Raw genomic sequence first — 16,481 nt, 5'->3', positions numbered from 1 at the left:
GCACAACCCCAGACCACCCAGAGAAGGAGACATCGATGAAGCTTTCCCGGCAATCGAGCGTTCGCTATGCGCAGCGCTTGGGGCTTGCGTTGTTGGCTCTCCCGGCCTTGGCGTATGCCAATGCCGACGTGGAGAAGAACATCGCCAATTCCAAGAACTGGGCGATGCAAGCGGGCGACATGTTCAACCAGCGCTACAGCAAGCTGAACCAGATCAACAAGAGCAACGTCGGCAAGATGCAGGTCGCCTGGACCTTCTCCACCGGCGTGCTGCGCGGCCACGAAGGCTCGCCGCTGGTGATCGACGGCACGATGTACCTGCACACGCCGTTCCCCAACAAGGTGTTCGCGCTGGACCTCGACACGCAGAAGATCAAGTGGAAGTACGAGCCCAAGCAGGACCCGGCGGTGATCCCGCAGATGTGCTGCGACACCGTCAACCGCGGGCTGGCCTATGCCGAGGGCAAGGTCATCCTGCAGCAGGCCGACTCGATGCTGGTGGCGCTGGACGCCAAGACCGGCAAGCCGGTGTGGCAGACCAAGAACGGCGACCCCAAGCTGGGCGCGGTGAACACCAATGCGCCGCACATCTTCAAGGACAAGGTGATCACCGGGATCTCCGGCGGTGAGTGGGGCGTGCGCGGCTTCATCGCGGCATACAACCTGAGCGACGGCAAGCTGGCCTGGAAGGGCTACAGCGTGGGCCCCGACGCCGAGATGCTGATGGACCCCGAGAAGACGATGACCTGGACCGACGGCGCGATGAAGCCGGTGGGCAAGGACTCGTCGCTCAAGACCTGGCAGGGCGACCAGTGGAAGATCGGCGGCGGCACCACCTGGGGCTGGTTCAGCTACGACAAGGCCACCAACTCGCTGTACTACGGCACCGGCAATCCTTCCACCTGGAACCCCTCGCAGCGCCCGGGCGACAACAAGTGGTCCATGACCATCTTCTCGCGTGACCTGGACACCGGCATGGCCAAGTGGGTCTACCAGATGACCCCGTTCGACGAGTGGGACTTCGACGGCGTCAATGAGATGATCCTGGCGGACATCGACGTCAAGGGCAAGCCGACGAAGGCGCTGGTGCACTTCGACCGCAACGGCTTCGCCTACACCATGGACCGGGTGACCGGTGCGCTGCTGGTGGCCGAGAAGTACGACCCGCAGGTGAACTGGGCCACGCACGTGGACATGAAGACCGGGCGGCCGCAGGTGGTGTCCAAGTACTCCACGGCGCAGAACGGTCCTGACGTCAACACCAAGGGCATCTGCCCGGCGGCGCTGGGCTCCAAGGACCAGCAGCCCGCCTCGTTCGACCCGGAGACCAAGCTGTTCTACGTGCCGACCAACCACGTGTGCATGGACTACGAGCCGTTCAAGGTGGAGTACACGGCCGGCCAGCCGTACGTGGGTGCCACGCTGTCGATGTACCCGGCCCCGGGCAGCCATGGCGGCATGGGCAACTTCATCACCTGGAACGCCGGCACCGGCAAGATCGTGCAGAGCAAGCCGGAGAAGTTCTCGGTGTGGAGCGGCTCGCTCAACACCGCGGGCGGCCTGTCCTGCTTCGGCACGCTCGAGGGCTACATGAAGTGCGTGGACAAGAACGACATCAACAAGGAGTTGTTCAAGTTCAAGACGCCCTCCGGGATCATCGGCAACGTGTTCTCGTACGAGCACAAGGGCAAGCAGTACATCGGCGTGTTCTCGGGCATCGGCGGCTGGGCCGGCATCGGCATGGCCGCGGGCCTGGAGAAGGACCAGGACGGCCTGGGCGCGGTGGGCGGGTACAGGGAACTGTCCCAATACACCGAGCTGGGCGGTTCGCTCACAGTGTTTGCCTTGCCTAACTGATCCGCGCGCAAGGCACTGACAAGTTGGATGGGTGGGGGGCAGGTTCCCGCCGGGACATCGGCGGGCCGGCCCCCTTTTTTCAAGCGAGAAGGACGGACGAGACATGAAGTTGAAGCAGATGCTGGTACTGCTGGCCTGCGCAGGTGTCACGATGGCCAGCGCAGCGCAGGACAAGCTCTACACGGTGGTCGACGGCACCAAGGTCGACGCCAAGACGATGGACGGCTTCCGGGCCTGGCGGGCCGCGGCCTGCGACCGCTGCCACGGCGCCAACCAGGAAGGCATGGTGGGCCCCTCGCTCATCACCAGCATGAAGACCCTGAGCAAGGAGGAGTTCATCAAGACCGTGCGCGACGGGCGCCTTGAAAAAGGCATGCAGAGTTTCGGCACCAACCAGATGGTGATGAACAACATCGACAACCTGTATGCCTATCTCAAGGGCCGCTCCGACGGGGCCATCACCCAGGCCAAGGTCAGCCCGATTCCCTGAGGACGCCGACATGACTGCACGCAACCTCCCGCTGCTGGCCGCGCTGGCGGCCGCGTCGATCGCCGCGGCGGTGGGTGGGGCTGCGCAGGCCCAGCCCGCGCAGCAGCAGCCGCCGCAGACCTCGGCCCCCGACGCCCCCGCGCCGCGTCAGGCGCTGCGGGTGTGCCAGGACCCGAACAACCTGCCCTTCTCCAACGTCAAGGGCGAGGGCATCGAGAACCGCATCGCCGAGCTGTTCGGGCGGTCGCTCGGGCTGCCGGTCACCTATTACTCGTTCCCGCAGCGCATGGCCTTCATCCGCAACACGCTGCGCTACAAGCTGCCGGGTCAGGACTACCCCTGCGACATCGTGATGGGCGTGCCGGTGGGCTTCGATCAGGGGGTGTCGGTCACCAAGCCCTACTACCGCAGCACCTATGCGCTGGTGGTCAACCGCGGCCGCGGCCTGGACGACGTGGCCTCGGTGGACGACTTCCTCAAGCTGCCGCCCGAGCGGTTGAAGCGGTTGCGCATCGGCATCTACGACCGTTCGCCGGCCAGCGACTGGCTGAGGAAGCACGACCTGGTGGACCAGGGCGTGCCCTACAAGATGATGAGCGCCGACCCCGCGCAGTACCCCGGCGAGATCATCGAGAAGGAACTGGCCGCCGGCAACATCGACGCCGCCATCGTCTGGGGTCCCATCGCCGGCTACTTCGCCCAACGCGTCAAGCAGCCGCCGCTGGCGGTGCTGCCGCTGGCCTCCGAGCCGGGCGTGCAGTTCGACTACGAGATGGCCATGGGCGTGCGCTACGGCGAGCGCGAATGGAAGCAGCAGATCGAAGGCCTGATCACCGCCAAGCAGGCCGACATCCAGGCCATCCTGAAGGAGTTCGGTGTTCCGCTGCTCGATACCGCGGGCGACCGGCGCAACTGAGCGCGGTGCCCTCCTGCGGCCGCTGCTGCTGGCGTGGCTGCTGGCCACGGCCGGCCTGCCCGCCGCGGCGCTGGAAGGCGCGGCCCTGGTGCAGGTGGGGCAGAGCATCGTCAAGGTGGAGGTGCTGCGGTCGCAGGGCGGCTTCGCGCTGGGCAGCGGCGTGGTGGTGGCCGAGGACAAGGTGGTCACCAACTGCCACGTGACCCGCGATGCGGGCCAGGTGCATGTGCTGCGCGGCGGCCTGCGCTACACCGCCGAGGCCCAGGCCGCCGACACCCGCCACGACCTGTGCGTGCTGTCGGTGCCGCGCCTGGGCGCACCGCCGGCCGCGCTGGGCGACGAGCCGCTGCAGCCGGGCCAGACGGTGAGCGCCATCGGCTTCACCGGCGGCCAGGGCCTGCAGCACAGCCGCGGCCAGGTGGTGGCGCTGCACCGCTTCGACGCCGCGCAGGTGGTGCAGAGCACCAACTGGTTCAGCTCCGGTGCCAGCGGCGGCGGCCTGTTCGACGATGCCCAGCGGCTGGTGGCGGTGCTCACCTTCCGGCTGCGTGGCGGCCATGCGCATTACTTCTCCGCGCCGGTGGCCTGGCTGCGGCCGCTGCTGGCCGATGGCGCGCTGCAGCCCATCGGTTCGCTGCGCGCGGCCGAGGCGCCGTTCTGGGAGCAGCCCACCACCACCCAGCCGCGCTTCCTGCAGGCCGCGGTGTATGCGCGCGAGCGCCGCTGGCAGGAGCTGGACCAGTTCGCCACCACCTGGGCCCGCGAGGACGGCAGCGATGCCCAGCCCTGGCTGATGCGCGGCCTGGCGCAGCAGGAGATGGGCCGCCTGGCCAGCGCCCAGCGCTACACCGAGCGGGCGCTGAGCATCGAGCCGGCCTCGCGGCTTGCGCTGCTGCGCCTGGGCCTGCTGCATGTGGCCCAGGGCCAGATCGACCCTGCCAAGGCCGTGCTGCTACGCCTGCAGAGCCTGCGTTCCGACCTGGCTTCCGAGCTGGACGGCGCGCTGGAGCGTGCGATGGAACGCATGGGCGAGCGGCGCTGACTTCCACTTCTTCCTCCCTGTTTCCCACACCATGCAGTCCCCACCCACCCCGTTCCCCGATGCCACCGGCGCGCGCCGGCGCCGCCTGCTGGCCGCCGGCCTGGCGCTGCCCGCCCTGCCCTGGCTGGCCGCGCCGGCGCTGTCGCAGGTGCTGCCCCAGCCGCCGGCCGCGGCCGGTGCGGCCGGCGCCATCACCGCACCGGAGCGCGCGCTGTTCGTTCGGCCGCACCTGGCGGGCATGAAGCCGGGCCAGACGCTGCAGTACGGCTTCCGCCATGCCGGCACGCTGGAAGCCGGCTTCGACGACAGCGTGACCATCCACCTCGGCCCCGCCGCAGAGGGCGGCTGCTGCAGCGCACGCGGCGAGTTCCTCAGCGGCCCGCGCAGCATGGTGCTGCCCGACCTGCCCTCGGCCACCAGCAACCCGGTGATCCTGTACTTCCTGGAGCGCGACGTGCGCGAGATGCAGCGCCTGACCCGCGGCCAGCAGAACCACTTCCGCAAGCGCATCCGCCTGGCGCTGGCCGAGCGCGGCCAGATGCGCGAGGTGACGCTGCGCTGGCGCGGCCAGCCGGTGGCGGGCAGCGAGATCACCGTGTCGCCCTACCTGGACGATCCCAACCGCATGCGCTTCGAACGCTTCGCCGGCAAGCACTACAGCTTCGTGCTGAGCGAGGCGGTGCCGGGCGGCGTGGTGGCCCTGCGCAGCACCGTGGCCGGCGAAGGCGGCGCGGCCGAGCCGCTGATCGAGGACATCCTGACGCTGGACGGCGCCGAGCCGCCACCGCCCGCCCGCACCTGACGACACCTCCAAGACGAGCCCCACCATGACCTCCATCCTCCCCTCCGCCCGGCCGCTGGCCGCCCTGCTGCTGGCCACGGCCGCCGGCGCCGCCTCGGCCAACGACTTCCCGACCGTGGAGCGCGTGCTCTACGTGCAGGAATGCGTGGCCACCCATCCCGGCCCGCAGTACGAGATGGTCAACAAGTGCGCCTGCGCCGTGGATGCGCTGGCACGCGACCTGAAGTTCGACGACTACGTGACCCTGAGCACCGCCGCCAAGGCCACCAGCATCGGCGGCGAGCGTGGCAGCTACATCCGCGAGGCACCGGCCATGCAGAAGGACATCAAGCGCTACAAGGAGCTGCAGACCAAGGCCGAGAAGAGCTGCTTCCTGAGCGCCGCGGTGCCCCGCTGAGCCCACCGCGGCACACCGACATGGCTGAGCTGCGCCTGCTCCTGCCGGCCGCGCTGCGGGCCTGCCTGGCGGCCGTGCTGCTGGCCGCCGGCGCGGCGGTGCGGGCGCAGGCACCCTCGGGGCCGCCGGCGGTGCTCCCGATGGCCGAGGTGGCGCCGGGCGTGTGGGTGCACACCGGCGCGGTGGACGACTGGTCGCCGCGCAACGGCGGCGACGTGGCCAACCTGGGCTTCATCGTCGGCAGCCGCTGCGTGGCAGTGATCGACACCGGCGGCACGCCGGCCGTGGGCCAGGCGCTGCAGCGCGCGGTGGCCGCGGCCACGCCGCTGCCGGTGTGCTATGTGATCAACAGCCATGTGCACCCTGACCATGTGCTGGGCAACGTGGCCTTCCGCACCGCGGCCGGCGGCCCGCAGTTCGTCGGCCATGCGCGGCTGGCCGACAGCCTGGCCGCCCGCGCGCCCTACTACCGCCAGGCGCTGCACCGCGAGTTCGGTACCGTGATGCTGGCCGCCGACATCGTGCCGCCCGGCCTGCCGGTGCAGGGCCGCCTGGAGCTGGACCTGGGCGGGCGCGTGCTGCAGCTGGACGCCTGGCCCACCGCCCACACCGATGCCGACCTGACGGTGTACGACCGCCGCAGCCGCACGCTGTTCCTGGGCGACCTGCTGTTCGTGCAGCACCTGCCGGTGATCGACGGAAGCCTCAACGGCTGGCTGAAGGTGCTGCAGCAGCTGCAGGCCTTCGACGTGGCGCAGGCGGTGCCCGGCCACGGCCCGGTGCAGACGGCCTGGCCGGCTGCGCTGCAGCCGCAGCAGCAGTACCTGGAGGCCGTGCGCGCGGGCACCCGCGCGGCCATCAAGGCCGGCGTGCCCCTGTCCCAGGCGGTGGGGCAGGTGGCGCCGCAGGCCGCCGCGCCGTGGCGGCTGTCCGATTCCTTCCACCGCCGCAACGTCACCGCGGCCTATGCCGAACTGGAGTGGGAAGAATGAACACGCATGCCACCCGCCGCCGGCTGCTGCTGGCGCTGGCCGCCGCCGCGGCCGCCGGCCGCACCGCCGCCGCGCCTTCCTCGCGCGAGGACCAGCCCGATGCCAGCCCGCAGTGGCAGAAGATCCGCGCCAGCCTGTTTGCGCAGCGCGAGATCACCGCCGCCAGCCCCGAGCAGCTGCAGCTGGAGACGCCGGTGCGCGCCGAGGACGCGGCGGTGGTGCCCATCGCCATCCGCTCGCGGCTGCCGGCCGACGCCGGCCCGCGGGTGGAGAAGCTCACGCTGGTGATCGACAACAACCCCTCGCCCATCGCCGCGGTGTTCACGCTGGCGCCCGGCAGCGGCCGGCCCGACATCGAGACCCGCGTGCGCATCGACGAATACACCCATGTGCGCGCCATCGCCCACCTCAGCGACGGCCGGCTGCTGATGGCCACCCGCTGGGTGAAGGCCTCCGGCGGCTGCAGCGCGCCGCCGGGCAAGGACCCGGCCGCCGCACAGGCGAGCCTGGGCCGCATGCGGCTGAAGGTGGAAGGCGAGCCGCGCCCCGGCCAGCCGCTGCTGGCGCAGCTGATGGTGAGCCATCCCAACAGCTCCGGCCTGGCCATGGACCAGCTCACGCGCCACTACATCCCCGCCCACTTCGTGCGGCGCATCGACATCACCCACGGTGGCCGGCCGGTGCTGTCGGCCGACCTGGACATCTCCATCAGCGAGAACCCCAACCTGCGCTTCGCCTTCATGCCCCAGGGCACCGGGGAGCTGAAGGCGGAGGTGGTGGACAACCGCGACCTGCAGTTCCGCAGCAGCCTGCAGCTGCAGCCGGCCCGGGCGCTGTGAAGCGCCTGGCGCGCGCCCTGCCGTGGCTGGTGTGGCTGCTGGCCGCCAGCACCGGCGGCGCGCTGGCCGCGCCGCTGGCCTGGGTGACCAACCAGGGCAGCCATGACGTGTCGGTGATCGACCTGGCCACGCAGCGGCTGCTGGCCACGGTGCCGGTGGGCCGCTCGCCGGCCGGCGTGGTGGCCTCCGCCGCGGCGGGCCGGGTGTTCGTGAGCAACCCCGACAGCCGCACGGTGTCGGTCATCGACATGGCGCGCCGCCAGGTGGTGGCCACGCTGCCGGCGGGCAGCGGGCCGGTGGGCATCGATGCCTCGGCCGACGGCCGCCGGCTGTACGTGGCCGACTGGTTCGCGCAGCGCCTGCTGGCCTGGGACACCGCCACCGGCCTGCCGCTGGCCAGCGTGCCGCTGGGCCGCGCGCCGGCCGGCGTGGCGGCGCAGGCCGACGGCCGCACGGTGTACGTGGCCGAGCGCGACGAGGACCGCATCGCCGTGGTGGACACCACCACCTGGCAGGTGCGCGGCCATGTGGCGGTGGGCAGCCATCCCTTCGCGCTGCTGCACGACGCGGCGCGCCAGCGGCTGTACGTGCTGAACGTGCAGAGCGACGACCTCACCGTGCTGGACACCGCCGCCACGCCGCTGCCGCGCCCGCTGGCCACGGTGAAGACCGGCAAGGCGCCCTACGGCGCGGCGCTGGCCGATGGCGGCGCGCTGCTATACGTCACCAACCAGCATGCCGACAGCGTGAGCGTGATCGACGCGGCCACGCTGCAGCCGCTGCGCACGCTGGAAGGCTTCGGTTACCCCGAGGGCATCGCCGCCTTCGGCGACAAGGTGGTGGTGGTGAACTGGATGGACGACCGCCTGAGCGTGCTGGACGCGCGCAGCGGCCGCACGCTGCACCACATCGCCACCGGCCGCAATCCGCGGGGCTTCGGCGCCTTCATCGCCGACGCGCCGCCGCCCTGAGACCCGCATTCAACCCCCCACCCCGGAAGGAGACACCGCGCATGCCGTTCCTCACGCCAAGCCCCGATCACCACCCCAGCCGCCGCCGCTGGCTGGCCACCGCCCTTGCCGGGCTGGGCGCCGCGGCCGCCGTGCTGCCCGCCGCGGCCCACGGCCCCACGCGGCAGAAGGTGGTGGAGACCATCAGCATCGACGCACCCGCCGATGCGGTTTGGACGCGCATCAAGGCCTTCGATGCGCTGAAGGACTGGCATCCGGCCGTGGCCGAGAGCCCGGCCGACAAGGGCAGCAGCGTGGGCTCCGTGCGCACCATCAAGCTCAAGGACGGCGGCCAGCTGGTGGAGACGCTGGAGGCCTTCAACGACGCCCAGCGCCGCTACAGCTACCGGTTGAAGGACGGCGGCGCGCTGCCGGTGACCAACTACACCTCCACCCTCACCGTGACACCCGACGGCGATGCCAAGAGCACCGTGGAGTGGCGCGGCGCCTTCTACCGCGGGCACCCCAACAACGACCCGCCGCCGGACCGCAACGACGAGGCGGCGGTGGCCGCGGTCACCGGCGTCTACAAGGCCGGCCTGCAGAACCTGAAGCAGCTGGCCGAGAAGAAGTGAGCGCCCGGGGCGCGCCGCCATGCCCGCCCTGCTGACACGCCGCGCGCTGGCGCTGGGCCTGCTGTGCGGCGGGACGCTGGCCGGCTGCAGCGGCGGCGCCGCGCGCCAGTGGGCGCAGGCGCCGCCGGCCATCGACCGCGACGCCAGCGCCACGGAAGTGGCCGCCGGCGTGTGGATGCTGCCCGGCACCGGCGGCGAGCCCGATGCGCGCAACCTGGGCCGCGTGGCCAATGCCGGCTTCGTGCAGGGCCCGCGCGGCGTGCTGGCGGTGGATGCCGGCACCTCGCTGCTGCACGGCCAGGCACTGCTGCGCGCCATCGTGCGCCATGCCGGGCAGCCGCCGCAGGCGGTGCTCATCACCCAGACCAAGCCCGACGTGCTGTTCGGCGCGCCGGCCCTGCGGGCCGCCGGCGCCCGCGTGCTGATGCAGCGCCAGGCCGCCGTGCTGATGGCCGCGCGCTGCAGCGTGTGCCTGCGCAACCTGCAGCGCGACGTGGGCGCCGCCGCCATGGCCGGCACCGAGCTGTTCGAGGCCGACGTGCTGTTCGACGAGGCGCCGCCCCTGCCCGACATCGGCCGGCCCCTGCGCGTGCTGTATCCGGGCCCGGCCAGCGGCCCGGGCGACGTGGCGCTGCTGGACGAGGCCAGCGGCGTGCTGTTCGCGGGCGGGCTGGTGGAAGGCGGGCGCATTCCCAACCTGCACGATGCCGACCTGCCGGGCTGGCTGCAGGCGCTGGAAGGGCTGCAGCGCCTGGCCGCCGGCGGCCGGCTGCGTGCGCTGGTGCCCGGCCATGGCCCTTTCCAGCCCGATGCGGCCGCCGCCATCGGCCGCACCGCCGGCTACCTGCAGGCGCTGCAGGCCCGGGTGGCGGCCCTGGTGGACGAAGGCGTGCCGCTGAGCGCGCTGCCCGAGCGGGCGGCGCTGCCGGCCTATGAAGGCTGGGACGGCTATCCGCAGCTGCACCGGCGCAATGCCGGGCTGCTGTACCTGCGGCTGGAGCAGCAGCAGCTGATGCAGCCCGCTCAGCCTGGCGCGGCGGCCGGCAGGTAGAGCCGGTCGGAATAGCTCCACAGCCACTGCGGCCGGAAGGCCACCAGCACCGCGGTGAAGGCACCGGTGATGAAGGCCTCCGCGAAGGCGGTGAGGCCCAGCGCCAGCGCCATGTCGCCACGGGCGCTGCCCACCGGCAGCACCTGCACCGCCATCGCCGCCCAGCCCGCCAGCGCGCAGGCCAGCAGCGTGCCGAAGAAGCCGCGCGCCAGGATGAAGACGAACAGGTGGTGCGGCAGCCAGCGCCGCACCGCCGCGCCGATGCCCAGCGCCAGCGTGGCCGGCACCAGGCCCAGCCAGGCCAGGCGGGACAGTGCCTCGGCGGGCGGCAGGCCGCCCATCCAGGCTGCCAGCACGGCCACCGGCAGCATGGCCAGCACCGCCATCGGCCAGCCCGCCAGCAGCACCAGCAGCACCGAGCCCGACAGCGGCAGCAACAGCGGTGCCTTGGCCAGCCCGTCCAGGCCCCACAGCAGCGGCATCGCCGCCCACAGCGCCAGCCAGGGCCAGGGCGGGCCGCCGGCCCCCAGCAACCGCCAGGGCCGCAACCACAGTGCGATGCCCGCCGCCAGCGCCACCGCCAGCGCATGCAGCAGGACCCAGCCGCCGCCGGCCGGGCCGCTCATGGCGCACCCCCGGGAGCGGGCTGCAGGCCCTGCGTCCGCGCGGCGCGCACCAGCTTCAGCACTTCGTCGTAATCGAACCGGGCCAAGGCAGCCTCCGCACGGGCGGCGCCCTCCGGCGACCAGCGGCGCAGGCCGCCGGCCATGGAACGGAAGAGCGCCTGGGCGTCGTAGTCGGCCGCCTCCAGCAGGGCTTCGAGGCGGTCCAGCGAGGCCGCGGCAATCGGTGCGCCCGCTTCCTGCGCCGCCTCGTCGCCCAGGGCCTGGGCGATGCGCTGGGCCAGCGCGGCGGTGTCGGCCGCCAGCTGGCGGCCGGCCTCCACCGCCGGTGCCGGCGCCGCGGCCTCCGCCAGGGCCTGCACCGCCGCGGCCTCGGCCGCCTGTGCATCCGCGGCCAGCGTCGTCGCGCCGATGGCCGCGGCCGCGCTGCGCAGCGCATGGGCCACCGCCCGCACGCCGGCCAGGTCGCCCTGCGCGGCGGCCTCGGCCAGGCGGCCGGCCTCCACCGCATAGTGCTCGGCGAACTGCCGCAGCACCCGCTGGTACACGTCCAGGCTGCCGCCCATGTAGCCCAGCGCCTGCTCCGCATCCAGGCCGGCCACCCGCGGCGCGGCGGGCGGCGGCAGCGGCGGCGCCAGGGCCGGCACCGCGGTGCCGCTGCCCAGCCAGCGCCACAGCGTGGCATACAGCTCGGCCGGGTTCACCGGCTTGCCCACGTGGTCGTCCATGCCGGCGGCCAGGCAGGCGGCGCGGTCCTCGCCGAAGGCATTGGCGGTCATCGCCAGGATGGGCACGCGCTGCGCCGGACCGGGCTGCGCACGCACCTGCCGCGTGGCCTGCAGGCCGTCCAGCACCGGCATCTGCACGTCCATCAGCACCAGCGCCGGCACCGGCGGCCGGGCCAGGCGGGCCACCGCCTGCGCACCGTCGCCGGCCAGTTCCACCTGCAGGCCGGCGGCCAGCAGCAGCTCGCGGATCACGTCCTGGTTGACGGGGTTGTCCTCCACCAGCAGCACGGTGGCGCCGGTGCAGTGGCGCTGCAGCATCCGCTCGGCATCCTGCGGCCGCGGCGCCGGCCAGCGCGGGCCCGTGGCGGCCGGGTCGCCGGCCTGCAGCCGGGCGGTGAACCAGAAGCGGCTGCCCTGGCCCGGCGTGCTGTGCACGCCCACCTCGCCGTCCATCATTTCGGCCAGCCGGCGGGTGATGGCCAGGCCCAGCCCGGTGCCACCGAAGCGGCGGGTGGTGGAGGCATCGGCCTGCACGAAGGCGCCGAACAGGCCGCCCAGGTGCTCGGGCGCGATGCCGATGCCGGTGTCACGCACCTCGAAGCGCAGCCAGGGCTGGGCGGCAGTGCTGGCGGGCAGCGGGCTCACCACCACCGCGATGCCGCCCCGCTCGGTGAACTTCACCGCATTGCTCAGCAGGTTCAGCAAGGCCTGCGACAGCCGCGTGGGGTCGCCGCGCAAGGCGTCGGGCGCGGCCGAGGTGTCCACCGTCAGCAGCAGCCCGCGCGACTGCGCCCGCTGGGCCACCAGCGCGCAGGTGCTGCCCAGCAGGGCCGACAGCGAGAAGTCGGTGGCCTCCAGCTCCAGCCGGCCGGCCTCGATCTTGGACAGGTCCAGGATGTCGTTGAGCACCTGCAGCAGGTGGTCGGCCGCCTCGGACACGCGGGCCAGCCGCTCGCGCTCGCTGCGGGCGCGGGCATCGCGGCGCATCAGGTGGGTGAGCCCCAGGATGGCATTGAGCGGCGTGCGGATCTCGTGGCTCATGTTGGCCAGGAAGGCGCTCTTGGCCCGGTTGGCGGCCTCGGCCTTGTCGCGCGAGGCCACCAGCAGCGCATTCGTGTCCTGCAGCTGGCGGGTGCGTTCGTCCACCAGCTCCTGCAGCCGGTGGCGGTGGCGGTCGAGCTCCAGGCCGATGCGCTTGTGGTGGGTGATGTCCTCCACCACCAGCAGGTGGTGGGTGATGCGGCCGTCGGGCTGGCGGATGGGCGCGGCATGCACGAATTCCTCGTACGGCTCGCCATCGCGCCGGGTGTTGGCGAACTCGCCCGCCCAGGCCTGGCCGTCGGCCAGCTTCCGCCGCAGTTCGGCCATGCGCTCGGCCGGCCCGCGGCCGGGCTGCAGCCGGTGGCCGGTCTGGCCCAGGGCCTCTTCCTGCGGCCAGCCGCTGATGCGGGTGAAGGCCTCGTTCACGTATTCGATGCGGCCCTGCAGGTCGCTCACCACGATGCCCACCGGGCTCTGCGCCACCGCCATCGACAGCTTGCGCAGCTCGCCCTCGGCCACGTGGCGCTCGGTGATGTCGCTGAACGAGGCCACCACGCCGGTGAGCTCGCCGCCCTCGCCGTCGCGCACCGGCTCGGCATTGACCATCAGCCAGCGCATGCCCTGCGGCATGGCGGCGCCCACCAGCATGTTGCGGCAGGGCTGGCCGGTGCGCAGCGTGCGCGAGGGCGGCAGCTCCTCGAAGGGCAGCGGCTGGCCATCGGGGCGCAGCGGCTGCCAGCGCTGCAGGTTGCCGGGCTGCTGCATCTGCGCCAGCGTCAGGCCCATGAAGCGCTCGGCCGGCGCATTGCAGGCGGTGACCTGCATGCGGCGGTCGAACACGAGGATGCCTTCGTCCAGCACCGACACCATCGACCGGTAGCGGGCCGCGCTCTCGCGCAGCGCCTCCTCGGCCAGCCGGCGCTGGGTGGTGTCGGCATGCAGCAGCACCGCGCCGCCGGCCGCGCTGCGCAGCGGGGTGACGCTCATCTGGAACCACTGGCGGGTGCCGGACAGGCTGCACGGGTATTCCAGCGTGAAATGGCTGCGCCGGCCGGCCAGCACCGCCTCGATGCCCTGCGCCGCGGCCTGCGCCACCGGCTGCTCGTCGCCTTCCGCGGCGCGGCAGCGGGCCAGGTAGTCGGTGCCCGGGCCGGCGGTGGCCACGTGCAGGCCGGGCTGGGTGGCCGCCCGCTCGGCAAAGGCGCGCCAGGCGGCATTGACCTCCAGCACCCGGCCTTCGCGGTCCAGCACCGCCATGCGGTCCAGCACCGAGTCCTTCACCGACTGCAGCAGGTCGGTGGCATCGCGCAGCGCCTCCACGGCGCGGCTGCGCTCGGTGATGTCGCGCGAGATGCCGAACACGCCCACCACGTTGCCGGCCTCGTCGCGCAGCGGGCCCTTGGTGGCCAGGAAGGTCAGGCGGCCCTGGCCGATGTCGATGCGCTCCTCGTAGGTGTTGAGCCGGCCCTCGGCCAGCACCTGCGCATCGTTGGCCATCACCGCCTCGGCCTGCGCGGGCGGGAACAGCGCGCGGTCGTCCTGGCCCAGCACCGCCTCCAGCGGCAGCCCGATGACGCGGCAGGCCTCGCGGTTGCACAGCACGTAGCGGCCCTGCAGGTCCTTGGCGAAGATGGCATCGCTGGAGCCCTCGGCGATGGCCTGCATCAGGGCCAGGCCGCGCAGCTGTTCGGCCTGCTGCGCCTGCTGGCGCCGCGCGCTGTGCAGCGCACGCCGGTCGCGCCGCAGCCGCGCGCCGGTGACCAGCGCCAGCAGCGCCAGCGCTCCGGCCGCGACGATCCACAAGGTGTTGCGCAGCGCGGTGGCGCGCGCCTCGGCCTGCGCCACGCGGGCCACCAGGAACCAGCCGTCGTCGTCCACCGGCTGCACCACGCCCAGCACCCGGCGGCCGGTGGCGTCGGTGCCGGTGGCGACGAGGCCGGCCGGCAGGTCGCCGCGGCTCACCCGTGCAACCAGCCGGTCGGGCTGGGACAGCGGCACCGGCGGCTCGCCGGGCAGGCCGTAGAGCTGGTGGCCCAGCCGGCGCACCAGCACCGTGGCGGCGCTGGGGCTGGCCGGCAGCGGCGCCACCGCCAGCATCGGCAGCAGGAAGCCGCCGGGGTCGGCCCGCAGCACCAGCAGCGCCTGCGGCCGCGGCGGCTGCGCGGGCAGCGGCACCAGCAGGTCGAGCCAGGTGCCGCCGCCCTCGCCGCGCGCCAGGTACAGGCCGGTATGGCCGGCGCGGCCGCCCTGCAGCGCCTGCAGGGCGGATTGGCGCAGCTGCTCGGGCAGCGGCGGCTGCGGCCGCTCGCTCGCCAGCAGCTCGCCGCGGGCGTCCAGCAGCAGCGCCTCCTGGTGGCCCAGGGCCTGGCGCAGCTGCACCGCCGCGGCCAGCAGCCGGGCCAGCGAGGCCGCATCGTCCGCGGCCTGCCAGGCGCGGTAGGGCTCGGCGCCGGGGCCGGCCTCGGCACCCCGCTGCGCCTGCTGCAGCTGGGCCTGCAGCCAGCGGCCGGCCTGGCGCGCGCGGGATTCGGCCATCAGCTCCAGCTGGCGGGTCTGGCGGTGCATGCCGGCGCGGTAGTCCAGCGCCGCCGTGATGGCGGTGAGCGCGGCCACCGACAGCAGGGCCGCGGGCAGGGCCAGCCGGCGCCAGCCGCCGCCTGGCACCGGCACGCGCGACGCCTCGGCTTCGGCCCCGGCCACCGGATCGGCGGGCGCATCGGCGGTGGGCTGCGCGGGCGGCGCCGGCGCGCGGCGCAGCAGCAGGTACAGCCCCAGCGCCGTGGCGGCGATGAACAGCCAGCCCTTGAGCGCGGCCACCTGCACCAGCCAGGGGCTGTTGCCCGCCAGCAGGCCCAGCAGCCAGTCCGACACGAAGATCCACAGCCCCGCCAGCAGCCCGTACAGCCCGGCGATGCGGAAGGCGCGGCTGCGCAGGGCATCCACCGGAGCGCGCGGTGCCTGCCGCGGGGGCCGGTCGTTCACGGCGTCAACGGGGCAGGCAGGGTGGCGCCGCAGTGGTCGGCCGGCTCGTCGGGCCGGGCGCGGGCGATGTCGCAGAACCGGTCGAAGTGGCCGATGAAGGCGTCCAGCAGGTCGGGGTCGAACTGCCTGCCCCGCTGCGCGGCCATGGCCGCCGCCACGCGCTCGAAGTCGATCGGCGCCTTGTACACGCGGCGCGAGATCATCGCGTCGAACACGTCGGCCAGCGCCATCAGCCGCGCCGACAGCGGAATGGCCTCGCCGGCCAGGCCGTCCGGGTAGCCGGTGCCGTCCCAGCGCTCGTGGTGGTGCATGGCGATGTCGCTTGCATGCCGCAGGTAGGGCACCGGCGCGTCGATGTCGGCCACCGCGCGGGCGATGGCCTCGCCCCCCAGCCGGGCATGGGTCTTCATCAGCGCCCATTCGTCGTCGGTGAGCTTGCCGGGCTTGAGCAGCACCCGGTCGGGGATGCCCACCTTGCCGATGTCGTGCAGCGGCGCCGACTTGACCATCAGCTCGATGGTGTGCGGCTGCAGCTCCGCCTGGAAGCGCGGATGCCGCTGCACCAGCGTGGCCAGCAGCCGCACGTATTCCTGCGTGCGCAGGATGTGGTTGCCGGTCTCCTGGTCGCGGGTTTCGGCCAGCCGCGCCAGCGCGCGCATGCTCACGTCCTGGATCACGCGGTTCTCGAGCTCGCGGCGGTCCACCTCGGCTTCCAGCGACGCATTGCGGCGCTGCAGCTGCTCACGCGCGGCGGCCAGCTCCAGGTGGGTCTTCACCCGCGCCATCACGATGGCCGGGCGCAGCGGCTTGGTGATGTAGTCCACCGCGCCCAGGGACAGGCCGTGCTGCTCGTCCTCGGTCTCGCTCATGGCGGTGGCGAAGATCACCGGGATGGCGCGCGTGGCCTCGTCCGCCTGCAGCCGCTGCAGCACCTCGTGGCCGCTCATGCCGGGCATCATCACGTCCAGCAGGATGAGGCCGGGCCGGGGCATCCGACGCGCCAGCTCCAGCGCCCGCTGGCCGGAGGTGGCCGCCCGCACGCTGTACTGCTGGCTGAGCAATTCACCGAGCACCATCAGGTTCTCGGTGTTGTCGTCCACGATCAGGATGGTCGGCTTCAACTGCTGCTCCCGCGGC

The 16,481-nt window shown here is 72.9% G+C and carries 14 protein-coding genes; 11 read left to right on the top strand and 3 right to left on the bottom strand.

Annotated features, from left to right (window positions below; all coding sequences use genetic code 11):
• Positions 1-35 precede the first annotated feature (35 nt).
• From LRS14_RS27535 to LRS14_RS27485, 11 genes are all read left to right on the top strand, one after another.
• On the top strand, positions 36-1,856 hold the full coding sequence (locus tag LRS14_RS27535) for a methanol/ethanol family PQQ-dependent dehydrogenase (protein ID WP_046116181.1): 1,821 nt from the start codon (positions 36-38) through the stop codon (positions 1,854-1,856).
• 103 nt (positions 1,857-1,959) lie between these two features.
• Positions 1,960-2,346 (top strand): cytochrome c, encoded by a 387-nt coding sequence (locus LRS14_RS27530; protein WP_046116182.1) that lies wholly within the window; start codon positions 1,960-1,962, stop codon positions 2,344-2,346.
• A 10-nt stretch (positions 2,347-2,356) separates the two neighbouring features.
• Entirely contained in the window at positions 2,357-3,262 is a 906-nt protein-coding gene (locus LRS14_RS27525; RefSeq protein ID WP_257801865.1) for a substrate-binding domain-containing protein, read from the top strand.
• On the top strand, positions 3,222-4,304 hold the full coding sequence (locus LRS14_RS27520) for a serine protease (protein WP_052736685.1): 1,083 nt from the start codon (positions 3,222-3,224) through the stop codon (positions 4,302-4,304). Before LRS14_RS27525 ends, LRS14_RS27520 begins: the two co-directional genes overlap by 41 nt.
• A 31-nt stretch (positions 4,305-4,335) precedes the next feature.
• Complete coding sequence (locus LRS14_RS27515) at positions 4,336-5,106, top strand: hypothetical protein (RefSeq protein WP_257801864.1); 771 nt, start codon at positions 4,336-4,338, stop codon at positions 5,104-5,106.
• 25 nt (positions 5,107-5,131) lie between these two features.
• On the top strand, positions 5,132-5,503 hold the full coding sequence (locus LRS14_RS27510; RefSeq protein WP_257801863.1) for a hypothetical protein: 372 nt from the start codon (positions 5,132-5,134) through the stop codon (positions 5,501-5,503).
• A 20-nt stretch (positions 5,504-5,523) separates the two neighbouring features.
• Positions 5,524-6,495 carry a quinoprotein relay system zinc metallohydrolase 2 gene (locus tag LRS14_RS27505; protein WP_257801862.1) on the top strand — a complete coding sequence of 324 codons (972 nt, stop codon included), beginning with the start codon at positions 5,524-5,526 and terminating at the stop codon, positions 6,493-6,495.
• The gene (locus LRS14_RS27500; protein ID WP_257801861.1) at positions 6,492-7,334 is read left to right on the top strand and encodes a quinoprotein dehydrogenase-associated SoxYZ-like carrier; all 843 of its coding nucleotides are present in this window, start codon (positions 6,492-6,494) and stop codon (positions 7,332-7,334) included. Before LRS14_RS27505 ends, LRS14_RS27500 begins: the two co-directional genes overlap by 4 nt.
• On the top strand, positions 7,331-8,305 hold the full coding sequence (locus LRS14_RS27495) for a YncE family protein (RefSeq protein ID WP_310740887.1): 975 nt from the start codon (positions 7,331-7,333) through the stop codon (positions 8,303-8,305). The genes LRS14_RS27500 and LRS14_RS27495 overlap by 4 nt, the downstream gene beginning before the upstream one ends.
• Positions 8,306-8,346: 41 nt before the next feature.
• On the top strand, positions 8,347-8,919 hold the full coding sequence (locus LRS14_RS27490; RefSeq protein WP_257801860.1) for an SRPBCC family protein: 573 nt from the start codon (positions 8,347-8,349) through the stop codon (positions 8,917-8,919).
• Between the two features lie 19 nt (positions 8,920-8,938).
• Positions 8,939-9,970 carry an MBL fold metallo-hydrolase gene (locus tag LRS14_RS27485; RefSeq protein ID WP_257801859.1) on the top strand — a complete coding sequence of 344 codons (1,032 nt, stop codon included), beginning with the start codon at positions 8,939-8,941 and terminating at the stop codon, positions 9,968-9,970.
• Here the strand turns inward: LRS14_RS27485 and LRS14_RS27480 are convergent.
• Genes LRS14_RS27480 through LRS14_RS27470 form a run of 3 tightly spaced genes read right to left on the bottom strand, consistent with a single transcriptional unit; the run spans position 9,943 to position 16,465 of the window.
• Positions 9,943-10,596, bottom strand: a complete 654-nt coding sequence (locus LRS14_RS27480; protein ID WP_257801858.1) for a hypothetical protein — start codon at positions 10,594-10,596, stop codon at positions 9,943-9,945. The two genes, LRS14_RS27485 and LRS14_RS27480, sit on opposite strands and share 28 nt — an antisense overlap.
• Complete coding sequence (locus LRS14_RS27475) at positions 10,593-15,344, bottom strand: PAS domain-containing protein (RefSeq protein ID WP_257801857.1); 4,752 nt, start codon at positions 15,342-15,344, stop codon at positions 10,593-10,595. Before LRS14_RS27475 ends, LRS14_RS27480 begins: the two co-directional genes overlap by 4 nt.
• Positions 15,341-16,465, bottom strand: a complete 1,125-nt coding sequence (locus LRS14_RS27470) for a two-component system response regulator (protein ID WP_257801856.1) — start codon at positions 16,463-16,465, stop codon at positions 15,341-15,343. Before LRS14_RS27470 ends, LRS14_RS27475 begins: the two co-directional genes overlap by 4 nt.
• Positions 16,466-16,481 lie beyond the last annotated feature (16 nt).

The sequence above is a fragment of the Aquincola sp. J276 genome (assembly GCF_024700035.1).
GTDB classification, from domain to species: domain Bacteria; phylum Pseudomonadota; class Gammaproteobacteria; order Burkholderiales; family Burkholderiaceae_C; genus Aquincola; species Aquincola tertiaricarbonis.
Note: the sequence above shows the minus strand (reverse complement) of the source record. Positions and strands in the feature narration are given on the sequence as shown.

Bases quoted from the DNA above. Each gene is read 5' to 3' on its own strand.
- LRS14_RS27535 (WP_046116181.1), top strand. From the start codon at position 36: ATGAAGCTTTCCCGGCAATCGAGCGTTCGCTATGCGCAGCGCTTGGGG.
- LRS14_RS27530 (WP_046116182.1), top strand. From the start codon at position 1,960: ATGAAGTTGAAGCAGATGCTGGTACTGCTGGCCTGCGCAGGTGTCACG.
- LRS14_RS27525 (WP_257801865.1), top strand. From the start codon at position 2,357: ATGACTGCACGCAACCTCCCGCTGCTGGCCGCGCTGGCGGCCGCGTCG.
- LRS14_RS27515 (WP_257801864.1), top strand. From the start codon at position 4,336: ATGCAGTCCCCACCCACCCCGTTCCCCGATGCCACCGGCGCGCGCCGG.
- LRS14_RS27510 (WP_257801863.1), top strand. From the start codon at position 5,132: ATGACCTCCATCCTCCCCTCCGCCCGGCCGCTGGCCGCCCTGCTGCTG.
- LRS14_RS27505 (WP_257801862.1), top strand. From the start codon at position 5,524: ATGGCTGAGCTGCGCCTGCTCCTGCCGGCCGCGCTGCGGGCCTGCCTG.
- LRS14_RS27500 (WP_257801861.1), top strand. From the start codon at position 6,492: ATGAACACGCATGCCACCCGCCGCCGGCTGCTGCTGGCGCTGGCCGCC.
- LRS14_RS27490 (WP_257801860.1), top strand. From the start codon at position 8,347: ATGCCGTTCCTCACGCCAAGCCCCGATCACCACCCCAGCCGCCGCCGC.
- LRS14_RS27485 (WP_257801859.1), top strand. From the start codon at position 8,939: ATGCCCGCCCTGCTGACACGCCGCGCGCTGGCGCTGGGCCTGCTGTGC.
- LRS14_RS27480 (WP_257801858.1), bottom strand. From the start codon at position 10,596: ATGAGCGGCCCGGCCGGCGGCGGCTGGGTCCTGCTGCATGCGCTGGCG.